The following is a 25,622-nucleotide window of genomic DNA, read 5'->3' on the forward strand; positions in this document are numbered from 1 at the left end:
GGTGCCGAACGATTCGGTCGGTCCACCGTAGCGTGCGCGGGCACGGTGGGTTGACCGGAGCCGGAAGGCGGTCAGCTGCCGGTGCCCGTCCTGCCCCAGTCCGGACCCGCCCTGTCCCAGGCCTGATCCCAACGGGCGTACCGGCGAAGGACCATGCGCCACACGAACAGACGTCTGCCGCTGTCGAGGAGCCCGGCGGTGAGCAGGGCCGCGCCGATGCCCGCCAGCACGGCGTGCGTCGTCGCGGTGGCCGAGTCCAGCGGGCGGGCGACCATGTCTCCGTGCTCGTCGGTCCAGAGCGTGAAGTGGTCGCCCTTGTGCGGTGACTTGAGGGCGGCTATCACCTTGCCGTGATGCGCCGTGCCGTCCGGAGCGGTCCAGTCGGCGAGCACACGGCTGTGCGGATCCTGTGCCGACGAGGCCTCGGGATCGGGGTCCAGCGGGGCCCGGGCCGCCTTGCCGACCACGGTGGCCGTCACTTCGTGGCGGGCCAGGTGCTGGTCCCGGACGGCCTGTTGGAGGGCGTCCTCGGCCGTCAGTCCGGTGAGGGCGCCGAGCAGGGGCGCGAGGGTGAGGATCAGCAGGACGGTCAGCAGGGCCAGCCACGCCTCGACCAGATCGGTCGTGCGGCGCAGCGGATTGTGCCGCCAACGCCAGAGTCCGCCGATAGCTCGCACCGTCCCGCACCCCCCTTCGCCTCCGTGATAACCCCCCGCGGAGCCGTTCATATGCAAGCCCCGGGAAAGAGAGAGCGACATCACCCTTCGCACGGGTCTTTCATGAACTTCTCACACACTCAACGACCGTGCCCGGGGCCCGGGTTCCCGCGGGCGGGTCATTCGAGGACCGTGACCGGATCGCCGATCCGCACCGTGCCGCGGGACTCCGGCACCAGGTTCTGTCCGAAGACGAGCTGGGAGCCGAAGCGGCGGTGGCGTCCGAGCGTGCGCAGCGGCTCCTTGCCGCGCTGGGCGGTGTCCTGGTCGGTGGTGGTCACGACGCAGCGGCCGCACATCCTGGGCACCCGGAAGTCGACCTCGCCGATGGCGATCCGCCGCCAGCCGTCCTCGGCCCATGCCGTCGTGCCCGCCACCACCACGTTCGGCCGGAAACGGTTCATCGGCAGGGGGCCCTCGTCGGCACGGTCGCCCCGCGCGATCAAGGAGTTGAGCGCGTCCAGCGAGGCGAGCGTGGTGACCAGCAGGGGATAGCCGTCGGCGAAGCTGACGGTCTCGCCCGGGCGCGCGTAGTCCGGGTCCACCGGCCTGCGTGTGGCGGGGTCGTCCATGTGCAGGAGACGGACCTCGGTCCCCAGATAGTCACTGCACCAGGCGTGCGCGTCCGCGTCGGCGAGGACCGCCTCCACCTTGTCGCCGAAGAGATCCAGCGGCGTCGTGCCGGCCGGCCGGGGCACGAGGACGGTCAGCGGCTCACGGCCGGGCGCGGACAGGCGTATGCCGCCGCCGGGCAGCAGCTCGGCGGCGGCCAGTGCCAGCCGTGGCTGCTGGCGCTGGGTGACGACCTTTCCCCCGTCGTCGATCAGTACCCAGCGTCGGTCTCCGGCCAGCCCCCAGGGCTCCACGACGGCCTCCCGGGGCGAGAGAGCCCGGAAGGCCTTGACCGGATGGACATGGATCGAGTGCAGCTCCGCATTCCCCATGACTCCATGGTGCCAGCGGGTACCGACATTCCGGTCCGGATGCCGCGGTGCCCGCGTACCTCAGCCCCTCAGTACCCGCGGTACTGCTGGTTGTTGTACGGGTCCTGGTACGGAGCCGGGGCGGGGCGGGGAGCCGCGGGGCGCATCGCCTCGTAGCCGGTGCCGGCCGCCATCGGGCGCTGCGGCTGCTGCTGGGGTCCCGGGTAGCCACGCGGGGCGCCGGCCTGCTGCGGGATGTACGGCGCCGGGGCCTGCTGCAGCGGTGCGGGCTGTTGGGCCTGCGGGTAGCCGCCGTACATGGGGGCCTGGTGCGAAGGTCCGGCGGGCAGGGCGGGAAGCGCCGAGGGGAGTGCGGGAAGGTAGCTGCTGCCCGTGTCGTAGGCGGCGGGAACCCGGATCGGGGCGATCTGGGGAGTGCCCCGCTCAGCGACCAGGGAGTCGTAGATCGGGGTGTCCGGGAAGGACGGCGCGGAGTAGTAACCGCCGCCATAGGTGGAGCGGGGGGAGGTCATGGCACATAAGTTAAGCCCACGATGTGCTGGTTGGGGAGACCGATAAGAGGGTTGTTTTCCGTGTCGGCAGTGACGCGGGATCCCCAATGCGAGCGAACTCGGCAAAAAAGGGCGTCAAACAGGGTTCAGATCGTGTAAAGGCCGAGTTCCGAGGGGGTTACCGGTGGTTGGCCAGCAGTCTTCGAGGCCCCTCCTGCGATCTTCCGGAGCACCTCATGGGAGTTCTCCGCCTTGGGGGAATAGGTTGGTCGGGAAAGGGCCCGAGGTGCGGCCCGAGGCGCGGCCTGGCGCGGTGACACGTGATGGGGGCGGACATGACAATGCCTAAAGGTTCGAATGTTCCTGTGCCGACGCGTGCGTTGCGCGTCGAAATGGGGTGGCGTTCGGGGCCCGGGGTTCCCGACGCGGATGCTTCCGCGCTGTTGCTGGTCTCCGGAAAGGTCCGCTCCGACGGCGACTTCGTGTTCTACAACCAGCCGGCACACCCCTCCGGCGCCGTGCGGCACGAGGGCAAGCGGGGCGACGGCGGTCAGGTGACCGACACACTGCTCGTCGACCTCGCGCGCGTGGAGGGCGCGATCGAGACCGTGGTGCTGGCCGCCTCCGCGGACGGCGGCACCTTCGGGCAGGTGCCCGGTCTGTACATCCGTGTGCTCGACGCGGGGCAGGGCACGGAGATCGCGCGCTTCGACAGCAAGGACGCGACCGTCGAGACCGCCTTCGTGCTCGGCGAGTTCTACCGGCGCCAGGGTGCCTGGAAGTTCCGCGCGGTCGGACAGGGCTACAGCAGCGGACTGGAAGGGCTGGCGAAGGACTACGGAATCACGGTGGACGAGCCGCAGCACGCGCCGCCGCCCCTGCCTCGCCCCGCACCGACCGCCGCCGCGCCGATCGCTCCCGTACCGCCTGCCCCCGCACCGCCCGGCCCCACACCTCCCGCCGCCATGCCGCCCGCGCCCGGTACACGGGTGGCCGGTCCGCCGCCGGTGAACATGTCCCCGCCCGTCGCACCGCCCGTCACCGCACCGCCGGTCACCGTCTCGCCCCCCGCCATGGCTCCGCCGCCCGCCCGGACCGGGGCCCCGGTCCGCCTCTCCAAGGTCACGCTCACCAAGGAGGCGCCCTCGGTCTCACTGACCAAACAGGGCGGCACGTCCGGCGCCATGCGTGTCAACCTCAACTGGGAGGTGCGCAAGCAGTTCTCGGGGTGGGGCAGCAAGCGGGGCCGGGCCGTCGCGGCGCACAGGGACCTCGACCTCGACCTCTGCGCCCTGTACGAACTGTCCGACGGCCGCAAGGGAGTCGTCCAGGCGCTCGGCAACGCCTTCGGGGCGCTGCACCAGCCGCCGTACATCCACCTCGACGGCGACGACCGCACCGGTGCCGTGGCGAGCGGCGAGAACCTCACCGTCAACCTCGACCACAAGCAGAGTTTCCGGCGCATCCTCATCTTCGTCACCATCTACGAAGGGGCACGTTCGTTCGCCGACCTGCATGCCACGGTCACCCTGCAACCGCTGAACGGCGCCCCCGTCGACTTCTCGCTCGACGAGTGCACCGTGCCCTCGACGGTCTGCGCCCTCGCCCTCATCACCAACAACGGCGGCGACCTGATCGTCCAGCGTGAAGCCCGCTACCTCGTCCCCGAGCGCGGCGTGAGCCCGCAGCGCACGGTGGACCGCGTCTACGGGTGGGGCATGAACTGGACCCCCGGCAGGAAGTGACCCACAGGTAGTGACCCGCAGGAAATGACTCGCGGGAAGTGACCGGTCAGCGCTCGTCGAGCGCGGTGTCCGGGCGCGCGTAGGTGCGGCCCTTCCAGGCCGCGCCGCGCCCCCTGTAGTGCTGCACCGCGGAATCGACCGTCATGAGGAGGTACAGGAACGCGGTCACCGGCAGTGCCGCGGCGAGCCACACGGGCTGCCGGTAGTAGCGCAGCATCGGCAGATACGTCGCCGTCATCAGCAGCCACGCGAGCCCGCCGGCCGCCGCGATCCCCGAATGCCCGGAGAAGAGACCCGTGAAGAGGGCGGCCGGCGGCACCAGGTACACCACGGCGAGGCCGAGGACCGTACCGAGGAGCAGCACCGGGTTGTGCCGCAGCTGGGCGTACGCGCTGCGCGAGACCATGCGCCACAGGTCGTGCAGCCGGGGATAGGGACGCACGCTGTCGACCCGCTCGGCCAGCCCCAGCCAGATGTGACCTCCGCTGCCCTTGACCGCCCTCGCGAGCGCCACGTCGTCGATGACGGCGTGCCGGATGGCGTCCGGGATGCGCGCCCGCTCGGCGGCATCGGCGCGCAGCAGTACGCAGCCACCCGCCGCGGCCGCCGTCCGCGAGTCCTTCACCGCGATCCACCGGAAGGGATAGAGCTGTGCGAAGAAGTAGACGAAGGCGGGGACGACGAGCCGCTCCCACACGCTCTCCACCCGCAGCCGGGCCATCTGCGAGACCAGGTCGAAGCCGCCGGTGCGCGCCGCGGCGACCAGCGTCCGCAGGCTGTCCGGCGCGTGCGCGATGTCCGCGTCCGTCAGCAGCAGGTATTCGGGGCCACGCGCGTGTGCCAGGCCGATACCGTGACGCACGGCCCAGAGTTTTCCGGTCCAGCCCGCGGGCGGCTCCCCGGGCGAGCCGACGGTGAGCGGCAGCCCGCCGTGCGTACGGGCGAGCTCACGGGCCAGCTCCCCGGTGCCGTCCGAGCTGCCGTCGTCGACGAGGAAGATCTCGGCGCGCCCCGGATAGTCCTGGGCGAGCAGCGAGGGCAGGCTCTCGGGCAGTACGGCGGCCTCGTCGCGTGCCGGTACGACGACGCAGACGGACGGCCAGTCGTCCGGTTCCCGACGCGGCGGCAGCCGCAGATCCGTACGCCAGAAGAAGCCCTGGCCGAGCAGCAGCCACAGCCAGGCGGCCAGTGATCCCACGGCGGTCCACGCGACGGCACTCACCCGTCGCAGTCTGCCCCACCCCGGGGGGCCGCCGGGGCGGATCGTCTATGGTGACCGGGTGAAGATCGCGCTCATGGACTCCGGAATCGGACTGCTCGCCGCTGCCGCCGTGGTGCGTCGACTGCGGCCCGACGCCGATATCGTGCTCTCCTCGGACCCCGGCAGCATGCCCTGGGGACCGCGTACGCCCGAGGACGTGACCGCCCGCGCGCTCGCCGTCGCCGAGGCCGCCGCGCAGTACCGTCCCCAGGCCCTGATCGTCGCCTGCAACACCGCCTCCGTACGCGCCCTTCCGGCGCTGCGCGCCCGTCTGGAGCCGGAGGTGCCCGTCATCGGCACCGTCCCGGCGATCAAGCCGGCCGCGGCCGGTGGGGGACCCGTCGCGATCTGGGCCACGCCCTCCACCACCGGCAGCCCCTATCAGCGCGGGCTCATCGGCGAGTTCGCCGGGGGAGTGTCCGTGACCGAAGTGGCCTGCCCCGGGCTGGCCGACGCCGTGGAGCACGGTGACCAGGAGGGCATCGACGCCGCGATCGCCGCGGCGGCCGAGCGCACCCCCCGCGAGGTAAGGGCCGTAGTCCTTGGCTGCACCCATTACGAGCTGGTCGCCGAACGCATCCGTACGGCCGTGCAGCAGCCCGGCCTCCCGCCGCTCGCGCTGCATGGCTCCGCCGGGGCCGTCGCCGCGCAGGCACTGCGCAGGATCGGCGAGCGTCCGGACCCGGCGGCCCCCGCCGAGGGCTCCCTCACCGTGCTCCTCAGCGGCAGCGAGGGCGGCCTGTCGGCGACCGCGCTGGCGTACGAGGAAGGCCGCCTTCTTCAGGCGGTCAGCCCCGTCCGCTGACCGTGCCGCCGGGCGGAGGCCTCCGAAAGGCGACCGTCCGTCACCGCCTGAACGCCCCGCGTGCGCGGCGCGTCCACCCGGAGCAGTGACTCTCCGCGACCCGGTGCCCGCGGTGCGGAACCTGAGTAGTCTCTTGAACATGAGGTACCACCTCCACCGCGAAAACTTCTCGCACCCCGATGTCTGGACCGGGAGTGCGACCAATCGCGTCCAGTGGCTGCCCGCCATAGGCGGGGCCGCTTGCATCGCGCTGGGTGTCGAACTGGCCGTCGACTCGACGTGGACGTCGGGTGTCGCGGCACTGGCCATGTCCGTCGTCGGGTGCATCGCGGCGGGACTGCTCATCATGTTCGGCACCCTCGCTTTTGTGCATGTCGCCGTGAAGGTCGACAAGGACTGCCTCGAAGTGCGCTGCGGCCACATCGGTCTGCCCCGCCGACGTATTCCGCTCTCGAGCGTCGTCGGCGCCGACTTCGCCCCCCGGGTCACCCCGCGGCAGTGGGGCGGCTGGGGCTACCGCTGGCGTCCCGACAAGGGCACCGCGGTCATCGTCCGGCGCGGCGAGGGCGTGGTGCTCCAGCTCGGTGACGGACACACGTTCACCATCACGGTGGACAACGCGGAGGCGATGGTCCGGATCATCCGGGACCGGCTGCGGCCGGCCACGCCCGGCGCGGTCATCTGACCGTCGCGCAGTTCACGGCTCCAGCAGGTTCCTCGGGGTCTGGTCTTCCGCGTCCAGGACGCTCTCCAGGTCCTCGTCGGCCAGGGGCCGTGCCGTCGCGAGCCCCGCGAGCAGCCCCGCACCCGCCGTCACAGTGGTGAAGCTCAGCGCGTTGCCCAGCGAGGCGATCACGGCCAGCGCCGTGAGGGCCGCGCCCGCCGTCAGCGCGATCGTCGTGGACCGCGGCGAACGCCACAGCGCATAGAGGACCCAGCAGAAGACCGCGGCGAGCAGCGCGACTCCGACCAGACCCTGCTCGGCCGCCTGCTGCCACGGTGCCGAGTGGGGCTTGCCGTCGGGCAGCAGCGACTGCGTGACCGTCGGACTGAGTTCCCCGTACCGCCCGGGCCCCACGCCGAAGGCGGGATGGTGTCCGGTCAGGTGGAGCGCGTCGCGCCAGAGCAGGACCCGGTGCTCGGTGAGCTGGCCCTCCAGGGCGGCGGTCAGACCGTCCGGAAGCGCGTTCTCCGCGACCGCCCAGGTCGCGCCCGTCACCAGCGCCGTGGCGAGTGCGAGACCCCCGAGCCCGAGGGCGCGGCGGCGCATGCGGTCGGCGGCGAGCGAGCACAGCAGCACTCCGGCGCCGGCGGCGCATCCGGTGGTCGAGCCGAGCACCGCCGCGCTCACCACGATCCCGACGGCGAGCAGACTCAGCGCGAGCCGCTGCGCCGGCCTGCGGGCCGCCCAGGCCGCGCAGCACGCCGCACCGGTGGACAGCGCGAGCAGCGCGGCTGTGGCACCGCCGTGCCCGAGTGGCGTCGTGACCTGCGGGCCCGGGGTGGTGTGCGCGGCGGTGAGCGCGAGGCCCAGTCCGGCGAGAGCCCCGGCACACGGCGCCGCGACCGGCAGGAGTGCGCCGAGGATCCGGCCCGAGGCGTACCCGGCGGCCACGGCGAGCACGGCCAGGAGCACCCCCTCGGGCCGCCCGTCGTGCGCCGTCGCCGTGATCAGGGCCCACGCCGCGCAGGCCCCGAGCACGATCACACCCATGGCGTCCGAAACGTTTCGTCTCTCGCCTTCGGCCGCCGAACCGGCCGCGGACCTCATCCCCGTGGACCCCACCCCGTCGCCCCCCGACCCGTGCCGGGCCCCGACCGCCACGGCCGCATCCGGCCGCACGTCAGAGGCTGGGCACACCGTAACGGCTGATGCGCCGGTTTGTGGATGAGTTGCGCAGGAACGGTGCATCGGGCAGGCATGCGACGGTCTGCGGAGCGTGCGGACCACCCCCGGGCGCCGGGACGTTCATGGTGCGGACCGTGCTGTCGGCGCCCAGGTCACGCGCCGTACACTCCCCGGGTGACCGCCACCGCAACTTCCGTAGACGAGCCGGATCAGCTCGAACCCCAGGCCGCGCCCGCATCCCGCGGGGCCAGACTGGCTCGGCGATACGCTCCGGCCGCCGCCGCGGCGCTCTCCGGAGTGCTGCTCTACGTCAGTTTCCCGCCGCGCACCGTCTCGTGGCTGGCCCTGCCGGCCTTCGCGGTCTTCGGTTGGCTTCTGCGCGGTCGCTCCTGGAAGGCGGGCCTCGGGCTCGGCTATCTGTTCGGCCTCGGCTTCCTGCTGCCGCTGCTCGTGTGGACCGGTGTCGAGGTCGGCCCCGGCCCGTGGCTGGCACTCGCCGCCGTGGAAGCGGTGTACGTGGCGCTCGTCGGCGCGGGCATCACCCTCGTCTCCCGGCTGCCCGGCTGGCCGCTGTGGGCGGCGGCGGTCTGGATCGCGGGCGAGGCGGCACGCGCGCGTGCGCCGTTCGGCGGCTTCCCCTGGGGCAAGATCGCCTTCGGCCAGGCGGACGGCATGTTCCTCCCGCTGGCCGCGGTGGGCGGCACCCCGGTGCTCGGTTTCGCGGTCGTCCTCTGCGGCTTCGGGCTGTACGAGGTCGTTCGTCAGGTCGTCGAGGGCCGGCGCACCGGCGTCGTACGCCGAGGGGCCGCCGCGGCGGCGCTGCTCAGCGTGGCCGTCCCCGTCGTCGGGGCGCTCGCGGCGCGGTCGCTGGTGAGTGACAAGGCCGAGAACGGCACGGCGACCGTCGCCGTCATCCAGGGCAATGTGCCGCGCGCGGGGCTCGACTTCAACTCCCAGCGGCGCGCCGTGCTCGACTACCATGCACGGGAGACCGAGCGGCTGGCCGCCGAGGTCAAGGCGGGCAAGGTCGCCCGGCCCGACTTCGTGCTGTGGCCGGAGAACTCCTCCGACGTCGACCCCTTCACCAACGCCGACGCCCGCCTCGTGATCGACAACGCCGCCAAGGCCATCGGCGCGCCCATCTCGGTCGGTGGCGTCGTCGAGCGCGACGGCAAGCTCTACAACGAGCAGATCCTGTGGGACCCGGTCAAGGGTCCCCTCGACACGTACGACAAGCGACAGGTCCAGCCCTTCGGCGAGTACCTTCCGCTGCGTTCACTGCTCGGCGCCATCAACAAGAACTGGACCTCGATGGTCCGCCAGGACTTCAGCCGGGGCCACAAGCCGGGCGTGTTCACCATGGACGGCTCCCGGGTCGGACTGGTCACCTGCTACGAGGCCGCCTTCGACTGGGCCGTGCGCAGCACCGTGACCGACGGCGCGCAGCTGATCTCGGTGCCGAGCAACAACGCGACCTTCGACCGCAGCGAGATGACCTATCAGCAGCTCGCCATGTCCCGCGTCCGCGCCGTCGAGCACAGCCGTACCGTCACGGTGCCGGTGACCAGCGGCGTCAGCGCCGTGATCATGCCGGACGGGAGGATCACCCAGCGGACCGGGATGTTCGTGGCGGACTCGCTGGTCCAGAAGGTGCCGCTGCGCTCCTCCGAGACCCCCGCCACGCGGCTCGGCATCCTGCCGGAGATGTTGCTGGTGGCGGTCGCGGTGGGCGGTCTCGGCTGGGCGGGTACGACGATGGTCCGCGGGCGCCGGAACGGCGCCGTTCCGGGCGATCTCGCGTGACCTCGGCCGGATGACGGAATCCGGCCGTTAGGGTCGGTCCATGGCTACCCCTGACTTCATCCGCACCATCCGGGCCTCGGCCGGCCACCAGCTGCTCTGGCTCCCCGGAGTCACCGCCATCGTCTTCGACGACGAGGGCAGAGTGCTCCTGGGCCGGCGCACCGACACCCGGAAGTGGTCGATCATCGGCGGCATTCCGGACCCGGGCGAGCAGCCCGCGGCCTGCGCCGTGCGCGAGGTGTTCGAGGAGACCAACGTGCGCTGCGTCGTCGAGCGCGTGGTGCTGGTCCAGGCCCTGGAGCCGGTCACCTACGAGAACGGCGACACCTGCCAGTACATGGACACCACGTTCCGGTGCCGGGCCGTCGGCGGCGAGGCGAGGGTCAACGACGACGAGTCGCTGGACGTCGGCTGGTTCGCCGTCGACGCGTTGCCCGAGCTGAACGAGTTCGGGATGTTCCGGATCAAGCAGGCCCTGTCGGACGCGCCCACGTGGTTCGACCCCACGACCTGAGCACGGGCACACCGGGGACCGGACGGCTCGTGGCCGGGTTCTCTGGCCAGGCGATGTCCGCAAGGATGATGGAGGATGGATCGCGGAGCCCCCCACAGGGCCCTCACCAAAGAACGAGGTGAGGACATGAACTGTTACGACTGCCCCGGCACCCCCGGTCCCGCGGTCGCCGTATGCATCCGCTGCGGCGCGGCGCTGTGTCGCACGCATGTGCACGAAAGCCACCCGCCGACCCAGGACATCACCGGAACCGGCCGGGCCATCCACGAGAAGCCGGCCCGCCACATCACCTGCGGATCCTGCCGCGCGGCGGAGACGAGCTGACTTCGGCAGCGCACCGGCCGCGCCCCACGGTGTGAGCCGCGGCGTCCGTCCCCCCGACCTGAACGTCACCTGAACAGCCACCGCCCCCAGGCATCCCGGTGGGCCGTTCCGCCCTCTCTCTGAGCGAACGGCGAGCACACCGGGAAGGTACGTCCATGGTCAGCACCACCGCAGCGATCATCGCGTCGGCCCAGCGGACGGGCGGGCGGCTGCTAGCCCGTCCCGGGACGTCCGGCCGCAGTCCGGTGGGGGGCCCGGCCCACGCCAGACCCGCGCTGCTGGCGATCCTCGCGGTGGCGGCCCTGCTGTTCACCTGGGACATCCAGCACAGTGGCTACCACGCGTTCTACGCGCAGACCGCGCGCAGCATGTCCGAGAGCTGGCAGGGTTTCCTGTTCGGCTCCTTCGACCCCGGCAACTCGATCACGATCGACAAACTGCCCGGCTTCCTGTGGCCCCAGGCGCTGTCCGCGCGGATCTTCGGATTCCATCCGTGGGCGCTCACCCTGCCCCAGGTCATCGAGGGCGTGCTCAGCGTCGCCGTCCTGTACCGCGCTGTACGCCGCTGGGCCGGGGAGAGCGCGGGCCTGCTCGCGGCGGGCGCGTTCGCGCTCACCCCGGCGGTCGCGGGGCTCTTCCGCACGCAGGCCGAGGATCCCGCGTTCACCCTGCTCGTCCTGCTGGCCGCCGACGCCACGCTGCGCGCGGCCCGCGAGGCCCGGCTGCGCCCGCTGCTCGCGGCGGGGATGTGGGTCGGCCTCGGCTTCCAGGCCAAGATGCTGGAGGCCTGGGCGGTACTCCCGGCGCTCGGCCTGCTGTACGTGGTCTCGGCGCCAGCGGTGCTGCGCCGCCGCCTGGCCCACCTGGCCGCCGCCGGCGCGGTGTGTCTGGCGGTCTCGGCCTCGTGGGTGCTGCTGGTGACGCTGACCCCGGCCAAGGACCGTCCGTACGTGGACGGTACGACGAACAACTCGGCCGTCAGCCAGGTCGTCGGATACAACTTCCTCACCCGTTTCTCCAGCCTCGGCATCGACGCCAAGGACACCGGAAGCGTGGCGGCACAGACCATGGCGGGCACCGCCCCCACGGAGCCCGGGCACGCACACGCCGCCACGCAGTGGGCCAAGATGGTCGGCCCGTCGCTGGCCTCGCAGGTCGGCTGGCTGTACCCGGCGGCCGCCCTCGCCGCGGTGTGCGGCCCGGTGTGGCTGCGCGGCAGGCCGCGCACGGACCCGCTGCGGGCGGGCTTCCTGCTCTGGGGGGCCTGGCTGGCCACGTACTTCCTGGTCTTCAGCGCCGGAGCGGTCGGCGGCCATACGTATTACATGGGTGTCGTGGCCGTACCGCTGGCCGCGCTGTTCGGCGCCGGGACCGTGCAGTTCTGGCGTGCCTGGCGCAAGGGGAGCGGGGCACGGACGTGGGCGCTGCCCGTCGCGGTGGTGACCACGGTGACCTGGTCAGCGGTGATCGCGGGGCAGTACCCGACGTTCCTGCCGTGGCTGGCCCCGGCCGCGATCATCCTCGGAGCGGGCGCGCTGGCGCTGCTGGCACTGTCCCGTACCGAGTTTGCTGAAGGGGCGCGACGGCGCACCGCGGTACTGGGTCTCGGCCTGGCCGTCGCGGCGATGCTGGGGCCCTCCGCGGCCTGGGCCGCCTCGGTCCTGGACCCCGCGTACGGGCACTCCGGCATGGGCTCCGCCGGGCCGGTGTCCACATGGCACCACCACAACGCGCGGCAACGGACCTTCTCGGCACCGCCCGCCGCCCGGAACGCGGGCGGCAGGACCCCCAAGTCCGCCGACGGACTCGACGAGGACCAGCAGCGGCTCCTGGCCTACACCCGGGCCCACCAGGACGGAGCCACCTACCTCTTCGCGACGACCAGTTGGCGGTCCGCCGCCGCGTACATCCTCTACGCGGGCGCCAAGGTGCTTCCCATGGGCGGATTCACCGGGGCCGCGCCCACGCCCACGGGCGCCCAGTTCCGTCACCTCGTCGCCACCGGCCGACTGCGCTACGTCGTCCTCGGCGGCGCGGTGACCGTCCCGGGCCGGACCAACGCCGCATGGGTGCGCGCCCATTGCGCACGCGTACCGCTCCCGACGTCACGCCTCTACCGCTGCTCGCCCCGTTCTGCCGCCGCACTCCCTTGACGCGGTCACTCCGTCAGTCGCGGCCGGTGCCCCGGTAGAGGTCCAGCTCGCCCTCCAGCTCGACGGCGAGGACGGTGGCGTACTCGTCGAGGTCGGCCGCGGCGGGCGCGTCGATCCAGGTCACACCGGGGACGGCGTCGAGGCCGCCGGTGACGTGGTGGCCCAGTTCGGTGCCGGTGCCCAGGACCCTGACGCGCTTGACCTCGTTGCGCAGACCGCGCAGCGAGACGTTGTCACGGGGGGCGTCGAAGCAGACCAGGTACAGCGTGCGCCGGTCGGCGGAGAGGGTGCTGGGACCGTAGTGGTGCCCGGCGGGCAGCCCGGCGACCGTCCCGTACACCGCGTCCGTGTGCCGTCCGATCCAGGCGCCGAGCCCCTCCAGGCGTTCGATCTGCTCCTCGGGGATGGTCCCGTCCTCGCGGGGCCCGGCGCCGAGCAGCAGATTGCCGCCCATGCCGATCGTCTCGGTGAAGTAGCGCACCAGCTGGCGCACCGACTTGAAGTCGAGGTCCTGCGGCCGGTAGCTCCACGAGTCGTTGATCGTCAGGCACAGCTCCCACGGGCCCTCCGGGGCCTGCAGCGGGGTGCCCTGCTCAGGGGTGGCGTAGTCGCCGTGGCTGAGCATCCGCGCGTTGAGGACGGCGTCGGGATTGCGCGTGAGGATCAGCTCGGCGAGCTCGTCCATCCGCCACTGCTCCTCGGTGCGCTCCCACTCGCCGTCGAACCAGAGCAGGTCGGGGCGGAATCGGTCCATCAACTCGCCGACCTGGCCGTCGCGGTAGGCGAGGTAGCGCTCCCAGGCGGCCGGGTCCTCCTTGCCGGGCTCGGCGTGCGAGTAGGGACTCGGCGGTTCGCCCGGCCTCACGTGCCGGATGCTGGGGTAGTCGGGGTGGTTCCAGTCGGAGTGCGAGTAGTAGAGCCCGACCTTCAGCCCCCGCTCGCGCAGCGCGTCGACGAAACCCGTGACCAGGTCCCGGCCGGCCGGGGTGTCCCGGACGACGTCGAGATTGCGGTGGCCGGTTTCCCAAAGGGCGACGCCGTCGTGGTGCTTGGTGGTGAGGACCGCGTACCGGGCGCCGATGCGGGCGAACAGCTCGGCCCAGGCGTCCGGATCGTACTTCGACGCGGTGAAGCCCTCGAGCTGTTTCATGTACTGCTCGTGGGTCATCTCGCCCGTGTAGAACGACCAGGACTCGGCCGCTCCGCCCACGGCGTAGACACCGTAGTGGATGAAGACGCCCAGCTTGGCGTCGGGAAACCAGGGTTGCATCGGCATGCGCCCACGGTAGGCGGCGGGGCCCGCGGGGCGCGTGGGCCCCGGTCACCATCACTGGTTCGTTTTCACCATGGCCATCGCCTCGAAGCCTTGACCGACGGGTGAGGAAGGCGCTCTATTCGCGCCCCCGTGCGGGCGTGCCGACGCATCGACCGGCGTACGGATTCTCGTACTTGGCGTTATCCGGCGGTACACCGTGGCGGATCTGCGTGTTCAATCATTGGTAGCGCCACACGTATGGACAGTCCCGCTCGCCAGGAGGCCCCGTGATCGCCGTTCCCGAACCGGAACTCACCGAACGTGAAGTGATCGAGCGGGCCGTGGCGATGCGGCCCGCGCTGCTCGAACGGCAGCCGGAGACCGAGCGGCTGACGATCTACCCCAAGGACACCCACGAGGACTTCCTGCGCGCCGGTTTCTACCGGATGCTGCAGCCGCGCAGGTACGGCGGGTACGCCTTCGGCCTGCCGACCTTCTACCGGGTCGTGACCGAGGTCGCGCGTGGCTGCCCCTCCACCGGCTGGGCCCTGTCGCTCACCGCCGCCCATGTCCTCCAGGTCGCCTCGGTCTTCGAGGAGAGGACACAGGACGAACTCTTCGGAGACGAGGGCGACTTCCGGGCCGCCTCCACCGCGACCCCCGTCGGGGTGGCGCGGCCCGACGGCGACGGCCATGTGGTCCTCGACGGCACCTGGTCCTATTCCTCCGGCTCCCCGTACTCCACCCACTACGTCGGCCAGACCCTGCGCGCCCCCGAGATGCCGGACGACCCGCCGGGGCCGCTCGTGCTGTTCGTGGCGCCGCGCTCCGCCTGGACGCTGCTCGACGACTGGCAGGGCGTCCTCGGCCTGCGCGGCAGCGGTTCCCACAGCATCCGCTTCGACGAGGCCCGTATCCCCGAGCACTTCACCCGGGAGGCGAGCCTGCTCGACCTGCCGGTCGAGGGCGGCTCCCTCGGCTCGAAGCTGCACGGCCATCCCATGTACGCGGGGCGCGCGGCGAGCTTCTTCCACGGCGAGCTGGCCGCGCTCATGATCGGCACCGCGTACGCGGCCGCCGACGAGTACGCCCGGATCATCGCCGAACGCCCGCTCGTCATGGACCCCGGCCGCACCCGCGCCGACCTCCACGACTACCAGCGCCACCTGGGGGAGGCGCTGGCCGCGATCCGTACGGCGGACGCGGCGCTGCGGGCAACCGCCGACGACTGGATGGAGGCCTGCTGCGACAACGTGTCGGGCCGGGCTGCCTTCACGACCGCCGTCGACAACCGGCTCGCGCTGGTCTTCGTCACCGCCGGGCGCCTGGCCTGGGACGCGCTCCAGGGCATCCTGTTCCGCACGGCGGGCTCCCGGCACGCCCGCGACGGCGCACGGATGCAGCGCTACTTCCGGGACGCCGCCACGATCTGGTCGCACCTCGGCCCCACGATGGCCGAACCGCTGGCCCGCCGTGTCGGCCGCGACCGCCTCGGGCTGCCGTCGGACGACATCCCGCTGATCTCCTGATCTCCCGATCCCTCGGTCTCTCGATCTCGTGAGCACCGGCGGGCAGGGGCGGGGAATGCCCCGGCCGCGAGTGGGTACGCGCGACAGGAGCCGCGCCCGGGGCGAGTCCCGCCCCGGGCGGCCTGTCCGTCACTACCTGGGATCTGCCAATGGACACACCCTTGAACAACCCTCACTACCTGCCGACGGCCACGACACCCGCCCAGGAGGCGCTGAAGGCACTCGCGCAGAACACCGAGAACCCGCTGGCGCTGGACACCCTGGCCGGCAGCGAGGTGCTGGTCCCCGTGCCGGACGACGCGAGCGAGGAGGACGTGCGCGACCCCGCCGCCGTGGCGCTGCCCGTGCTGGAGCAGCCGGGCGGGGAGCAGGTGGTGCCGGTGTTCACCTCGGAGCCGGCGATGGCCGAACTGCTGCCGTTCGTCTCCCGCTACCGTCTGGTACCGCTGGGCGCGCTCGCCTCCCAATGGCCGACCGATGATCTGTCGCTCACCATCGACCCGAGTTCACCGAACGGCCTGACCCTCACCTCCGAGGGCGTTCGTACCCTGTTGGTCCGGCCGCGGGCCTGACCGTTCGACGTGCGGGCCGCGGGCCCCGTTCGCGCCCTACGAGATCCGTTGTGCTGAAGGCGTCCGCGTCGACGTGAGAATGACCGCATGAAATGGATCTCGGGCGTGGCCGGCGGCCTGCTCCTGCTGCTGGTGTTCGCCAGCATCCTGCGCATCCTCGTCGTGCCCCGCGGGCTGTACTCCTCGATGGTGATCCGTTGGTGGCGCTCCCTGCGCTTCCTGCTGCGCCTCGCCGCCCCCGGCGGCGGCTACCGCGCCATCGACCGCGCGCAGACCTGGCTCGCCCCGCTCATGCTGATGGGCACGCTCGTGAGCTGGCTCGGCGGCGCCCTGATCGGCTTCGGGCTGCTGCTGCACGCCATCTCCTCGCTGACCTGGACCCAATCGGTCCGGGAGGCGGGCTCCAGCCTGTTCACGCTCGGCTTCGCCAGCGGCGACCGACTGCACCTGTCCGCGGTGGACTTCGTCGCCGCCGTCACCGGACCGGTCGTGATCGCCCTCCAGATCGCCTACCTGCCCACCCTGTACGCCGCCTACAACCGCCGCGAGCTGGAGGTGACCCTGCTCCAGTCGCGCGCGGGCGAACCCGCCTGGGGACCTGAGATCCTCGCCCGGCAGTGGCTGGTCGACACCGAGACCGCGCTGCCCGAGCTGTACCGCTCCTGGGAGCGGCTCGCCTCCGACATCGGCGAGAGCCACTCCACGTACCCCGTCCTGCTTGCGTTCCGCTCACCGCGGCCCTACCGCAGCTGGATCGTCGCCCTCGTCGCCGTCATGGACGCGGCCGCCATGCAGCTCGCTCTCGCCCCGAGCAGCGCCCCGCCGGAGGCCCGCCTGATGCTGCGCGCCGGCTTCACCGCACTGCGCGACATCGCCCGCTCCCTGCGTTTCCCGTACGACACCGACCCCGCGCCCGATACCCCGATCCAGCTCACCTACCTGGAGTTCGACGCGGCCGTCGCGATGCTGGAGGCGGCCGGTTTCCCCGCCGAGCGGACGGCCGAACAGGCGTGGCCGCACTTCCACGGCTGGCGGGTCAACTACGAGACGATCGCCTTCGAGTTGTGCCGCCGTGGCGACGCGGTCCCCGCGCTGTGGACCGGGCCGCGGAACTTCCCCTCGACACCTATCCCGCCCGCGCGCCCCGCGGACCGGCGCCCCGGCGAAGATCGTCCCGAACTGCCCCCGGCCGCCGCGTAGTTCTGGCCGCCGAGTGGGGAAGATCCCCCGGGTACGGTTCGATGCGCAGGGATGGGAGTCCCCTTGAAAGTCGTCCTGCTGGGTACGGCCGCCGGTGGCGGCTTCCCACAGTGGAACTGCGCGTGCGCGCTCTGCGCGGCCGCCCGCGACGGAAAACTGCCCGCGCGGACCCAGGAGTCCGTCGCCCTGAGCGGCAACTCCCGCGACTGGTGGCTGCTCAACGCCTCGCCCGACATCCGTACGCAGCTGACCACCACCCCCGCGCTCGCGCCCGGACCGGGGCCACGGGACACACCCGTACGGGGCGTGCTCCTGACCGACGCGGAGGCCGACCACGTCGCCGGGCTGACCGTGCTGCGCGGCGGCGCCGGGCTCAAGGTCTACGCCGCGCCGCCCGTCCTCGCCACCCTGGCCCCCCTGCGTGACCTGCTCGACCGCTACGCCCCCTGGGAGTGGGCGGACAGCCTGACCGAGGGCGGGTTCGTACTGTCCGGCGGTCTGGTCGTCACCGCGCACCCCGTCGGTCCCAAGGCCCCGAAGTACGTCGCCGGCCCCCACCCGGACGACCGCTGGGTGACCGCGTACCGGATCGAGGACCTGGCAGGCGGCGGAGTGCTCCTGTACGCGCCCTGTCTGGGCGCCTGGACCCCGGAGCTGGACGACCTGCTCGCCTCGGCGGACTGCGCACTGCTCGACGGCACGTTCTACGCGCCCGACGAGATGGGCACGGCCGTACGCTCGCGGGGCGGGCGGCAGGCCGCGATGGGGCACCTTCCGGTGGCGGGCGCACGCGGCAGCCTCGTGGCCCTCGCTCGTCACTCCGGCCCCCGGCGGATCTACACGCACCTCAACAACACGAACCCGCTGCTCGACCCGGACTCGGACGCCCGTGCGCGGGTGAGCGCGGCGGGGGTCGAAGTGCTGCCGGACGGGGCGGAGTTCGTGGTGTAGAGACTAGGCGTTCAGCATGCTGGCCAGCACGGCGCGTTGCAGGGGGCGTACCTCGGTGTGCAGGTCGCGTCCCTTGCGGGTGAGCGCGACCCACACCCCGCGCCGGTCCTCCAGACAGACGGTGCGTTCCACCAGGCCGTCCTTCTCCAGCCGCCCGATCAGGCGGGACAGGGCGCTCTGGCTCAGATGGACACGGTCGGCGATGTTCTGCACCCGGCAGTGCTCGCCCTCGTGCGCGAGTTCGCTCGAGACCAGGATGTCCAGCACCTCGAAGTCGCTGGCGCCGAGACCGTGCGGGTGCAGCGCGCGGTCGATCTCGCACATCGTGCGCGCGTGCACCGAGAGGATGTCCCGCCACCGGTCCTCGAGCAGGGCGTCGCTCGCCGTGTTCACTGCCATACATGCACGGTAACAGAGGTCCGGGGTTTTATTGAGTGTGCAACTAGTGAGGTTGCAACAACCCGGCGGGGCTACGCGCCGGAGCCGTCCTGGAGGAGCCCCACGAGGTTCCCGTCCGTGTCCTTGACCGAGGCGATCAGCCTGCCGCCGCCCACATCCTGGACGTCCTGGAGCGTCTCGGCCCCGGCTTCCAGCAGGGCCGCCAGCGTCGCCCGGATGTCGTCGACGTGCCAGTAAGGGACCGGTCCGGTCATCCCCTTGGCGTGACCGTTGGGGTCGAGGCCGACGTCCTGCCCGGAGTCCTTGAATCCGACGTAGTACGCGGTGTCCGCGTAGGGCTCTGTGCCGAGCAACGCGCCGAACAGGGCCTTCGCCCGTGCGAGGTCCTTGACGGGGTAGATGATGGTCTTCAGCCCTGCGGTCATGGTGACTCCTCCGTGGTGTGGTGCGGTGCTTTCACGGTAGGGCGGGGGAGGGCCGGGAGGCTTCTCGAATCCTGACCGGTCCCGGCCCCCCCCGTCGTCGAGGGTGCGGCTCAGGTCGAGTCGCGTCGTACCAGTTCCGTCGGCAGGATCACCGCCGCCGGCTCCTCGCCCCCGATCTGCGCGAGTAGGACGCGGACCATCTCGGCGCTGATGCGGTCGTACGGCTGCCGGATGGTGGTGAGGGCGGGGTTCGCCGAGATCGCGGCGGAGGAGTCGTCGAAGCCGCCGACCGCGACGTCCTCCGGGACGCGGCGGCCCGCCTTGTGCAGAGCGGCGAGTGCGCCTTGTGCCATCAGGTCGGAGGCGACGAAGACGGCGTCCATGTCCGGGGCACGCTCGAGGAGCTGCTCGGCGCCCGCCTCACCGCTGGCCCGGCTGTAGTCACCGGAGGCGACGAGGCGGTCGTCGGCCTCGATGCCCGCCTCGGCGAGCACCTCCCGGTAGCCCGCGAGCCGCTCGACACCGCCCGGGGTGTCGAGCGGACCCGTGACCATGCCGATGCGGCGACGGCCCAGGGAGACCAGGTGCTTGACCATGTCCCGGGCACCGTCGCGGTCGTCGGCGGCGACGTAACTCACCTTGGAGCCGAGCCCGATGGGCTTGCCGCAGGCGACCAGCGGCACGCCCGCCTCACGCAGCTGCTCGGCGACCGGGTCGCCCGAGTGGCTGGAGACCAGCAGCACTCCGTCGACGTGGCCGGCGGTGATGTACCGCGTTATGCGCCGCCGTTCGTCCTCGGTGCCCGCGAGCATCAGCAGGAGCGGAATGTCGTGCGCGGCCAGCGCCTGGGTGCAGCCGCGCAGCAGGACGTTGAAGTTCGGGTCCTCGAAGAACCTCTCCTGCGGTTCGGTGAGCAGGAACCCGATCGAGTCGGAGCGGCCGGTGATCAGCGAGCGGGCGTGCCGGTTCACGACGTAGCCCGTTCTGCGGATGGCGGCGTTGACCGCCTCCTGCGCCGCCGGGCTCACGTAGTGCCCGCCGTTGAGCACTCGCGACACGGTGCCCCGGGACACGCCGGCCTCGCGCGCGACGTCATGGATCGTCGGCGGTCTGCGCCTGCCCCCCGCGTTGGTCATGGTCACGACTTTACGGCTCCCGAGAGCAGATCGAGGCTCCAGAAACGCTGGATGACCAGGAAGAGAGCGATGAGCGGAACGATCGCGAGCAGCGCGCCGGTGATCACCAGCGTGTACAGCGCCGGAGTGTTGGAGCCCTGTTCGAGCAGCGTGAACAGACCCAGCGTGATCGGGAACTTCTCGTCGTCGCTGAGCATGATGTACGGCAGCAGGAAGTTGTTCCACACGGCGACGAACTGGAACAGGAACACCGTCACCAGTCCGGGCACCATCATCGGCAGCGCGATCCGGGTGAAGATCCGCCACTCGCTCGCCCCGTCCATGCGCCCGGCCTCGACCACGTCACCGGGCACGGCCGCGGAGGAGTAGATCCGGGCGAGGTAGACGCCGTACGGGGAGAGGATGAGGGGGAGCAGCACGGACGCGTACGAGTCCGTGAGGTCCGCCTTCGCCAGCAGCAGGTACTGCGGGATCGCCAGGATCACCGGCGGCATGAGCACGCCCGCCATCAGGACGCTGAAGACGGTTTCGCGGCCCCGGAAGCGGTAGATCGCGAGGGCATAGCCGCTGAGCGCCGAGACGGCCGTCGACAGGAGGGCCCCGAGGCCCGCGTAGAGGGCGGAGTTGCCCATCCACTTCCAGTAGATCCCGTCGCGGTAGGCGTTGAGGTCCTTGACGTTCTGCGTGAAGCCGGAGCCCGGCAGGAACGTGAAGGTCGAGAACAGCTCACGGCCCGACTTGGTGGCCGCGATCAGCACCCACGCGACGGGCAGCAGGCAGTAGAGCGCGCCGAGCAGCAGCGTCAGGGTGGGCACGAAGGCGATACGGCGGCGCAGGGGCGGGCCCTGGGCGGTGCCGGGGGTGGTACCCGCGGCCGGTGCGGCCTTGCGTACGGCAAGAGAACTCATCGTGCTTCCTCCTGCTTGTTACGGGAGTTCGCGGCCCGCAGGAAGCCGAAGGACAGGACGAGCGTGACGACGGCGATGATCGCCGCCTCCGCGGCGGCCGAGTAGATGTCGCCCTTGCCGAAGGCGTCCTGGTACACCTTCATCAGCGGACTCCAGGTCGTGGAGACGGAGTTGGTGAGGGGTTTGAGGGTGGTCGGCTCGCTGAACACCTGGAGCGTCGCGATGATCGAGAAGAAGAAGGTGAGCACCAGCGAGGGCGCCACCATCGGGATCTTGATCTTCAGCGCGATCTGCAGGGGCGTGGCGCCGTCCAGCTTCGCCGCCTCGTACACCTCGGCCGGGATGGCCTGCAGCGAGGTGTAGATGACGATCATGTTGAAGCCGGTGCCGCCCCACACCGCGATGTTGGACAGCGCGAGATACAGCGGGCCGCCGTCCAGCAGGTTCGGCTGCGGCATCCCCAGCTTGTCGAGGACGAAGTAGAAGGGGCTGACGTCGGGGAGGTACAGGAAGCCCCACAGCAGCGCGGCGACGACGCCGGGAATGGCGTACGGCAGGAAGATCGCGAGCCGGGTGAAGGGAGCCAGGCGCACCTTGTCCGTGTCGAGCATCAGCGCGAACAGCAGCGCGAGGCCCAGCATCACCGGGATCACGATGGCGCCGTAGCCCACCACGCGCACCGCGCCGCTCAGCAGCTCGGAGTCGGAGAGCGCGTCCTTGTAGTTCTCCAGCCCCGCCCAGACTTCGTTGCGGGCGCCCGAGCCCAGGCCCAGGCCCTTGACCTGCACCTTGTGCAGGCTCAGCCAGAGCGCGTAGCCGATGGGCAGCGCGAAGAAGAGGGCGAAGAGGATCGTCGCGGGGAGGAGGAAAGCGTACGGGGCCCCCTTGACCCCGTACGACTTCCGACGTGCCGTCGTCACTGAGCGACCCCGAAGCCCTGCTTCTTGAGGTCGGCCACCGTGTCGTCCTGCATCTTCTTCAGGGCGCCGCCGAAGTCCGACTTGTCCTTGGCGGCGGCGCCGAAGGCGTCCTTGAAGGTCGTGTAGGCGACGTTCACGTTCGGGCCCCAGGCGGAGGGCGCGGTGGTCTTGGCGATCTCCGCGGCCTTCGGGTAGAAGTCGGCCTGGTTGGAGAAGAACGCCGGCGGCTCGGAGAAGGCGTCACTGGTCTGCGCGGTGGTGGCGGCCGGGTAGATGCCGCCCTCCTTCGCCAGCGCGGCCACCGCCTGCGGGTCCGTGTTCAGCCAGGTGGCGAACCTCGCGGCGGCCGCCTTGTGCTGCGAGTCCGTGGTGACGGCCGTCGAGGAACCGCCCCAGCTGCCGGTGACGTCCTTGCTGCCGTCCCACTGCGGCAACGGGGCCATCGCCCACTTGCCCTTGGTGTCGGGGGCCGCCGTGGTGAGGGTGCCCGGCGCCCACACCGCGCTGACCCAGGCGATCTGCTTGCCGGTGTTCAGCGCCTTGTTCCAGGAGGGCGTGTACATCGGCTGGTTGTCGATCGCGCCCTCCTTGACGAGGCCGCCCCAGAAGTCGGCGACCTTCTGCGTCGCCGCGTCGTCGATGCCGACGTTCCACTTGTCGCCCGAGGCGGTCCACCACTTGGCGCCCGCCTGCTGGGCGAGACCCGCGAAGAGGCCGGAGTCGTTGGCGGAGAAGGTGGTCAGGTCCTTGTCCGGGGCCTTCTTCTTCAGCGCGCGGGCGGTCTCGGCGAACTGCTCCCAGGTCGTGGGAACCGTCAGGCCGTACTTCTTGAAGAGGTCCTGGCGGTAGTAGAACATCATCGGGCCGATGTCCTGCGGGATCGCGTACACGGCGTCCGAGCCCAGGGTCGTCTGCTGCCAGACACCGTCGGCGAACTTGCTCTTCGCGTCGTTCGACTCGGCGGCTATGTCGGCGAGCGCGTCATTGCTGACCAGGGTCGGCAGCGCCTGGTACTCGGCCTGGACCAGGTCCGGGGCCTTCTTCGCCTTGTGCGCGGTGAGGATCTTGGTGACCAGCGTGTCGCCCGACGCCTGCTTCTTCACCGTGACCGTGATCTTCTGCTGCTTGCCCGGCCCCTTGTTCCAGAGGTCGGCCACCTTGTCCATGCCCGGAGTCCAGGACCAGTACGTCAGGGACGCCGGGCCCGATTCGGACGAGCTCTTGTCGTCCGACGAGCCGCAGGCGGCGAGTGCGGTGCCGCCGAGCGTGACGGCGATGGAGGTGGCCACGAGGCGACGCAGCTTCGTGTTTGGCATGGATCTTTCTCCCCTGACCTGGGTCCCCGCCTGCTGCGGCGACCGTGCCATGCTTCTGTGAGCGTTCACAGTAGAGAAACATCCCGGACACTTGTCAATGGTTGTTGCTGTGCGGTTATGTTGGGCTCGCGCCGCTGATCGAGTGTGTGCACGTTCCCAAATGATCGATTAAACGGGAGAAGATCCATGCCGGAGACCACACCCAAGGGCCTCACCAGGCTCGCCTTCGGTGGGGACTACAACCCTGAGCAGTGGCCGGAAGACGTCTGGCACGAGGACGTCCGGCTGATGCGCGAGGCGGGTGTCACGATGGTCAGCGTCGGGATCTTCTCCTGGGCGCTGCTCGAACCCGCTCGGGGCACGCACGACTTCGGCTGGCTGGACCGACTGCTCGACCTGCTGCACGAGAACGGCATCCGTGCCGACCTCGGCACCCCGACCGTCGCGCCGCCCGCCTGGTTCTACCGCGAGCACCCCGAGGCGCTGCCGGTGGCCGCCGACGGCACCCGCTACGAGTTCGGCTCGCGCGGCGCCATCTGCCACAGCAACAGCGACTACCGCGCCGCCGCGGCGAGCATCACCACCGAACTCGCCACCCGGTACGCCGGCCACCTCGCACTCGCGATGTGGCACGTCCACAACGAGTACGGCGTCCCCGTCTCGGCCTGCTACTGCGCGTCCTGCGCCGCCCACTTCCGGCGCTGGCTGGCCCGCACGTACGGGACCGTGGACGCGGTGAACGAGGCCTGGGGCACCGCCTTCTGGGGCCAGCGCTACGCGGACTTCGAGCAGATCAACCCGCCGCGCCTGACTCCCACGGTCGGCAACCCGGCCCAGGCCCTGGACTACAAGCGCTTCGCCGACGAGACCATGCGCGAGAACTTCGTCGCCGAGCGGGACATCCTGCACCGCCTCGCCCCCGGCATCCCGGTCACCACGAACTTCATGACCGCCCTCAGCCAGTGCGACTCCGTCGACTACTGGGCCTGGGGCCGCGAGGTCGACCTCGTCAGCAACGACCACTACCTGATCACCGACGGCCGCCGCACCCACGTCAACCTCGCGATGGCCGCCGACCTCACCCGCTCCGTCGCGGGCGGCGCCCCCTGGCTGCTGCTCGAGCACTCCACGTCCGGCGTCAACTGGCAGCCCCGCAACCCCGCGAAGGCCCCGGGCCAGATGGCCCGCAACTCCCTCGCGCACGTGGCGCGCGGCTCCGAGGGCGCCATGTTCTTCCAGTGGCGGCAGTCCCGGCGCGGCGCCGAGAAGTTCCACTCGGCGATGCTGCCGCACGCCGGCACCGACTCACGGGTCTGGCGCGAGGTGGTCGAACTCGGCGCGTCCATCGAGTCGCTGACCCCGGTCAAGGGCAGCCGCACCGTCGCCGACGCCGCCGTGCTGTGGGACTGGCACTCCTGGTGGGCGCAGACCCTCGACTGGCGCCCCAGCGAGGACCACGACCCGCGCGAGCGCGCCGACGCGTTCTACGAGGCGCTCTACGACCGTCACCTCACGGTCGACTTCGCCCACCCGGAAGCCGACTTGTCGGCCTACCCCCTTGTCGTCGTTCCCGCCCTCTACCTGATGACCGAGGCCGCCGGGAACAACCTCAGGGAGTACGTCGAGAACGGCGGCACCCTCGTCGTCTCGTACTTCTCCGGCATCGTCGACGAGCACGACGCCGTGCACGAGGGCGCCTACCCCGGTGCGCTGCGGGACGTGCTCGGCCTGACCGTCGAGGAGTTCTCACCGCTCCTGAAGGACGACCGGGTCCGGATCACCGGCCCCGACGGCTCCGAACTCACCGGCGACGTCTGGACCGAGTTCGTGGTGCCGCGCGGCGCCGAGACCGTGTGGACGTACGCCGACGGACTCACCGTGGGTCGCCCGGCCGTCACCCGCCACCGCCTCGGCGAGGGCTCCGCCTGGTACGTCTCCACCCGCCTCGGCGCGCAGGGCCTGGACGCCCTCATCGGCTGGGCGTCCGACGACGCGCGGATCGCGCCGCGCGCCGACCTGCCCCGCGATGTCGAAGTGGTGCGCCGCAGCGGTGAGTCGGGCACCTTCCTGTTCGCGGTCAACCACACCTCGTCGGACGCCAAGGTGCCGCTGGACGCGGCCGGCACCGAGCTGCTGACGGGCGAACGCGCCGCGGGCCGCCTGGTGCTGCCCGCGGGGGCCGTCCGGGTCGTACGGCTCGACGGCTGAGCCGACCGGTGTCCCGGCCGTACGGCTCGACGGCTGAGCCGACCGCCGTCCTCGTCGTACGGCTCCACGCTTCACCCGACCGCCGCCGGGCGCAGGACCCCCGTGGCGGAGCCGAACTCCCCTCCGCCCGTGCGTGCCACGAGAGCCGCGGGCGGAGGGGTCGCCCCCCAGAGCCACTCCGGGGGCACCCCCATTTCC

General features: G+C 71.4%; 24 protein-coding genes. 12 read left to right on the forward strand and 12 right to left on the reverse strand.

Annotated features, from left to right (window positions below; all coding sequences use genetic code 11):
* Positions 1-71: 71 nt before the first annotated feature.
* The 3 genes from ACIRA5_RS02950 to ACIRA5_RS02960 form a co-directional block, all read right to left on the reverse strand.
* Positions 72-677, reverse strand: a complete 606-nt coding sequence (locus ACIRA5_RS02950) for a hypothetical protein (RefSeq protein ID WP_352045471.1) — start codon at positions 675-677, stop codon at positions 72-74.
* 158 nt (positions 678-835) lie between these two features.
* Positions 836-1,660 carry an MOSC domain-containing protein gene (locus ACIRA5_RS02955; RefSeq protein ID WP_403686535.1) on the reverse strand — a complete coding sequence of 275 codons (825 nt, stop codon included), beginning with the start codon at positions 1,658-1,660 and terminating at the stop codon, positions 836-838.
* 68 nt (positions 1,661-1,728) lie between these two features.
* The gene (locus tag ACIRA5_RS02960) at positions 1,729-2,172 is read right to left on the reverse strand and encodes a DUF6643 family protein (protein WP_067373139.1); all 444 of its coding nucleotides are present in this window, start codon (positions 2,170-2,172) and stop codon (positions 1,729-1,731) included.
* Positions 2,173-2,474: 302 nt separating this feature from the next.
* Between ACIRA5_RS02960 and ACIRA5_RS02965 the strand changes: the two genes are divergently transcribed.
* Complete coding sequence (locus tag ACIRA5_RS02965; protein ID WP_403686538.1) at positions 2,475-3,896, forward strand: TerD family protein; 1,422 nt, start codon at positions 2,475-2,477, stop codon at positions 3,894-3,896.
* A 46-nt stretch (positions 3,897-3,942) separates the two neighbouring features.
* Here ACIRA5_RS02965 and ACIRA5_RS02970 read toward each other — a convergent pair whose 3' ends face one another.
* Positions 3,943-5,118, reverse strand: a complete 1,176-nt coding sequence (locus tag ACIRA5_RS02970; RefSeq protein WP_403686541.1) for a glycosyltransferase — start codon at positions 5,116-5,118, stop codon at positions 3,943-3,945.
* Between the two features lie 58 nt (positions 5,119-5,176).
* Between ACIRA5_RS02970 and ACIRA5_RS02975 the strand changes: the two genes are divergently transcribed.
* Positions 5,177-5,962 (forward strand): glutamate racemase, encoded by a 786-nt coding sequence (locus ACIRA5_RS02975; protein ID WP_403686543.1) that lies wholly within the window; start codon positions 5,177-5,179, stop codon positions 5,960-5,962.
* Between the two features lie 139 nt (positions 5,963-6,101).
* Positions 6,102-6,647, forward strand: coding sequence for a hypothetical protein (locus tag ACIRA5_RS02980; protein ID WP_352045466.1), 546 nt, complete (start codon positions 6,102-6,104; stop codon positions 6,645-6,647).
* Positions 6,648-6,659: 12 nt separating this feature from the next.
* On the opposite strand, the gene ACIRA5_RS02985 is transcribed toward ACIRA5_RS02980, so the two are convergent.
* Positions 6,660-7,676, reverse strand: a complete 1,017-nt coding sequence (locus ACIRA5_RS02985) for an O-antigen ligase family protein (protein WP_403686545.1) — start codon at positions 7,674-7,676, stop codon at positions 6,660-6,662.
* Between the two features lie 309 nt (positions 7,677-7,985).
* Here ACIRA5_RS02985 and lnt point away from each other — a divergent pair, with 309 nt between their 5' ends.
* From lnt to ACIRA5_RS03005, 4 genes are all read left to right on the forward strand, one after another.
* Positions 7,986-9,614 carry an apolipoprotein N-acyltransferase gene (lnt, locus tag ACIRA5_RS02990; protein WP_403686548.1) on the forward strand — a complete coding sequence of 543 codons (1,629 nt, stop codon included), beginning with the start codon at positions 7,986-7,988 and terminating at the stop codon, positions 9,612-9,614.
* Positions 9,615-9,654: 40 nt separating this feature from the next.
* Positions 9,655-10,128, forward strand: coding sequence for an NUDIX hydrolase (locus ACIRA5_RS02995; protein ID WP_403686549.1), 474 nt, complete (start codon positions 9,655-9,657; stop codon positions 10,126-10,128).
* Between the two features lie 126 nt (positions 10,129-10,254).
* Positions 10,255-10,452, forward strand: coding sequence for a DUF2180 family protein (locus ACIRA5_RS03000; RefSeq protein ID WP_352045462.1), 198 nt, complete (start codon positions 10,255-10,257; stop codon positions 10,450-10,452).
* A 155-nt stretch (positions 10,453-10,607) separates the two neighbouring features.
* Positions 10,608-12,605, forward strand: coding sequence for an ArnT family glycosyltransferase (locus ACIRA5_RS03005; protein WP_403686552.1), 1,998 nt, complete (start codon positions 10,608-10,610; stop codon positions 12,603-12,605).
* A 13-nt stretch (positions 12,606-12,618) separates the two neighbouring features.
* On the opposite strand, the gene ACIRA5_RS03010 is transcribed toward ACIRA5_RS03005, so the two are convergent.
* A complete protein-coding gene (locus ACIRA5_RS03010; protein ID WP_403686554.1) occupies positions 12,619-13,881 on the reverse strand; it encodes an alpha-L-fucosidase in 1,263 nt (420 codons plus the stop codon).
* 266 nt (positions 13,882-14,147) lie between these two features.
* Here ACIRA5_RS03010 and ACIRA5_RS03015 point away from each other — a divergent pair, with 266 nt between their 5' ends.
* The 4 genes from ACIRA5_RS03015 (at position 14,148) to pqqB (ending at position 18,112) form a co-directional block, all read left to right on the forward strand.
* Complete coding sequence (locus ACIRA5_RS03015; protein ID WP_403686557.1) at positions 14,148-15,389, forward strand: acyl-CoA dehydrogenase family protein; 1,242 nt, start codon at positions 14,148-14,150, stop codon at positions 15,387-15,389.
* Between the two features lie 149 nt (positions 15,390-15,538).
* A complete protein-coding gene (locus tag ACIRA5_RS03020; RefSeq protein WP_403686558.1) occupies positions 15,539-15,961 on the forward strand; it encodes an SseB family protein in 423 nt (140 codons plus the stop codon).
* An 87-nt stretch (positions 15,962-16,048) separates the two neighbouring features.
* Positions 16,049-17,161, forward strand: coding sequence for a hypothetical protein (locus tag ACIRA5_RS03025; RefSeq protein ID WP_403686559.1), 1,113 nt, complete (start codon positions 16,049-16,051; stop codon positions 17,159-17,161).
* Between the two features lie 63 nt (positions 17,162-17,224).
* On the forward strand, positions 17,225-18,112 hold the full coding sequence (gene pqqB / locus ACIRA5_RS03030; protein WP_403686562.1) for a pyrroloquinoline quinone biosynthesis protein PqqB: 888 nt from the start codon (positions 17,225-17,227) through the stop codon (positions 18,110-18,112).
* A 3-nt stretch (positions 18,113-18,115) separates the two neighbouring features.
* Here pqqB and ACIRA5_RS03035 read toward each other — a convergent pair whose 3' ends face one another.
* The 6 genes from ACIRA5_RS03035 to ACIRA5_RS03060 all read right to left on the reverse strand — a co-directional run bounded on the left by ACIRA5_RS03035 (position 18,116) and on the right by ACIRA5_RS03060 (position 23,216).
* Positions 18,116-18,511: a MarR family winged helix-turn-helix transcriptional regulator gene (locus ACIRA5_RS03035; protein WP_403686565.1), complete on the reverse strand. Its 396-nt coding sequence runs from the start codon at positions 18,509-18,511 to the stop codon at positions 18,116-18,118.
* A 71-nt stretch (positions 18,512-18,582) separates the two neighbouring features.
* Positions 18,583-18,936, reverse strand: coding sequence for a VOC family protein (locus ACIRA5_RS03040; RefSeq protein ID WP_054233267.1), 354 nt, complete (start codon positions 18,934-18,936; stop codon positions 18,583-18,585).
* 110 nt (positions 18,937-19,046) lie between these two features.
* Positions 19,047-20,078 (reverse strand): LacI family DNA-binding transcriptional regulator, encoded by a 1,032-nt coding sequence (locus tag ACIRA5_RS03045; RefSeq protein WP_403686568.1) that lies wholly within the window; start codon positions 20,076-20,078, stop codon positions 19,047-19,049.
* The gene (locus tag ACIRA5_RS03050) at positions 20,075-20,980 is read right to left on the reverse strand and encodes a carbohydrate ABC transporter permease (protein ID WP_403686572.1); all 906 of its coding nucleotides are present in this window, start codon (positions 20,978-20,980) and stop codon (positions 20,075-20,077) included. Before ACIRA5_RS03050 ends, ACIRA5_RS03045 begins: the two co-directional genes overlap by 4 nt.
* Complete coding sequence (locus ACIRA5_RS03055) at positions 20,977-21,900, reverse strand: carbohydrate ABC transporter permease (RefSeq protein WP_403686574.1); 924 nt, start codon at positions 21,898-21,900, stop codon at positions 20,977-20,979. The genes ACIRA5_RS03050 and ACIRA5_RS03055 overlap by 4 nt, the downstream gene beginning before the upstream one ends.
* Positions 21,897-23,216 carry an ABC transporter substrate-binding protein gene (locus ACIRA5_RS03060; protein ID WP_403686577.1) on the reverse strand — a complete coding sequence of 440 codons (1,320 nt, stop codon included), beginning with the start codon at positions 23,214-23,216 and terminating at the stop codon, positions 21,897-21,899. Before ACIRA5_RS03060 ends, ACIRA5_RS03055 begins: the two co-directional genes overlap by 4 nt.
* 186 nt (positions 23,217-23,402) lie before the next feature.
* On the opposite strand from ACIRA5_RS03060, the gene ACIRA5_RS03065 reads away from it, so the two are divergent.
* Positions 23,403-25,424: a beta-galactosidase gene (locus ACIRA5_RS03065; RefSeq protein ID WP_403686579.1), complete on the forward strand. Its 2,022-nt coding sequence runs from the start codon at positions 23,403-23,405 to the stop codon at positions 25,422-25,424.
* Positions 25,425-25,622: the final 198 nt, after the last annotated feature.

Source organism: Streptomyces sp. NPDC096311 (genome assembly GCF_044763085.1).
Taxonomy (GTDB): domain Bacteria; phylum Actinomycetota; class Actinomycetes; order Streptomycetales; family Streptomycetaceae; genus Streptomyces.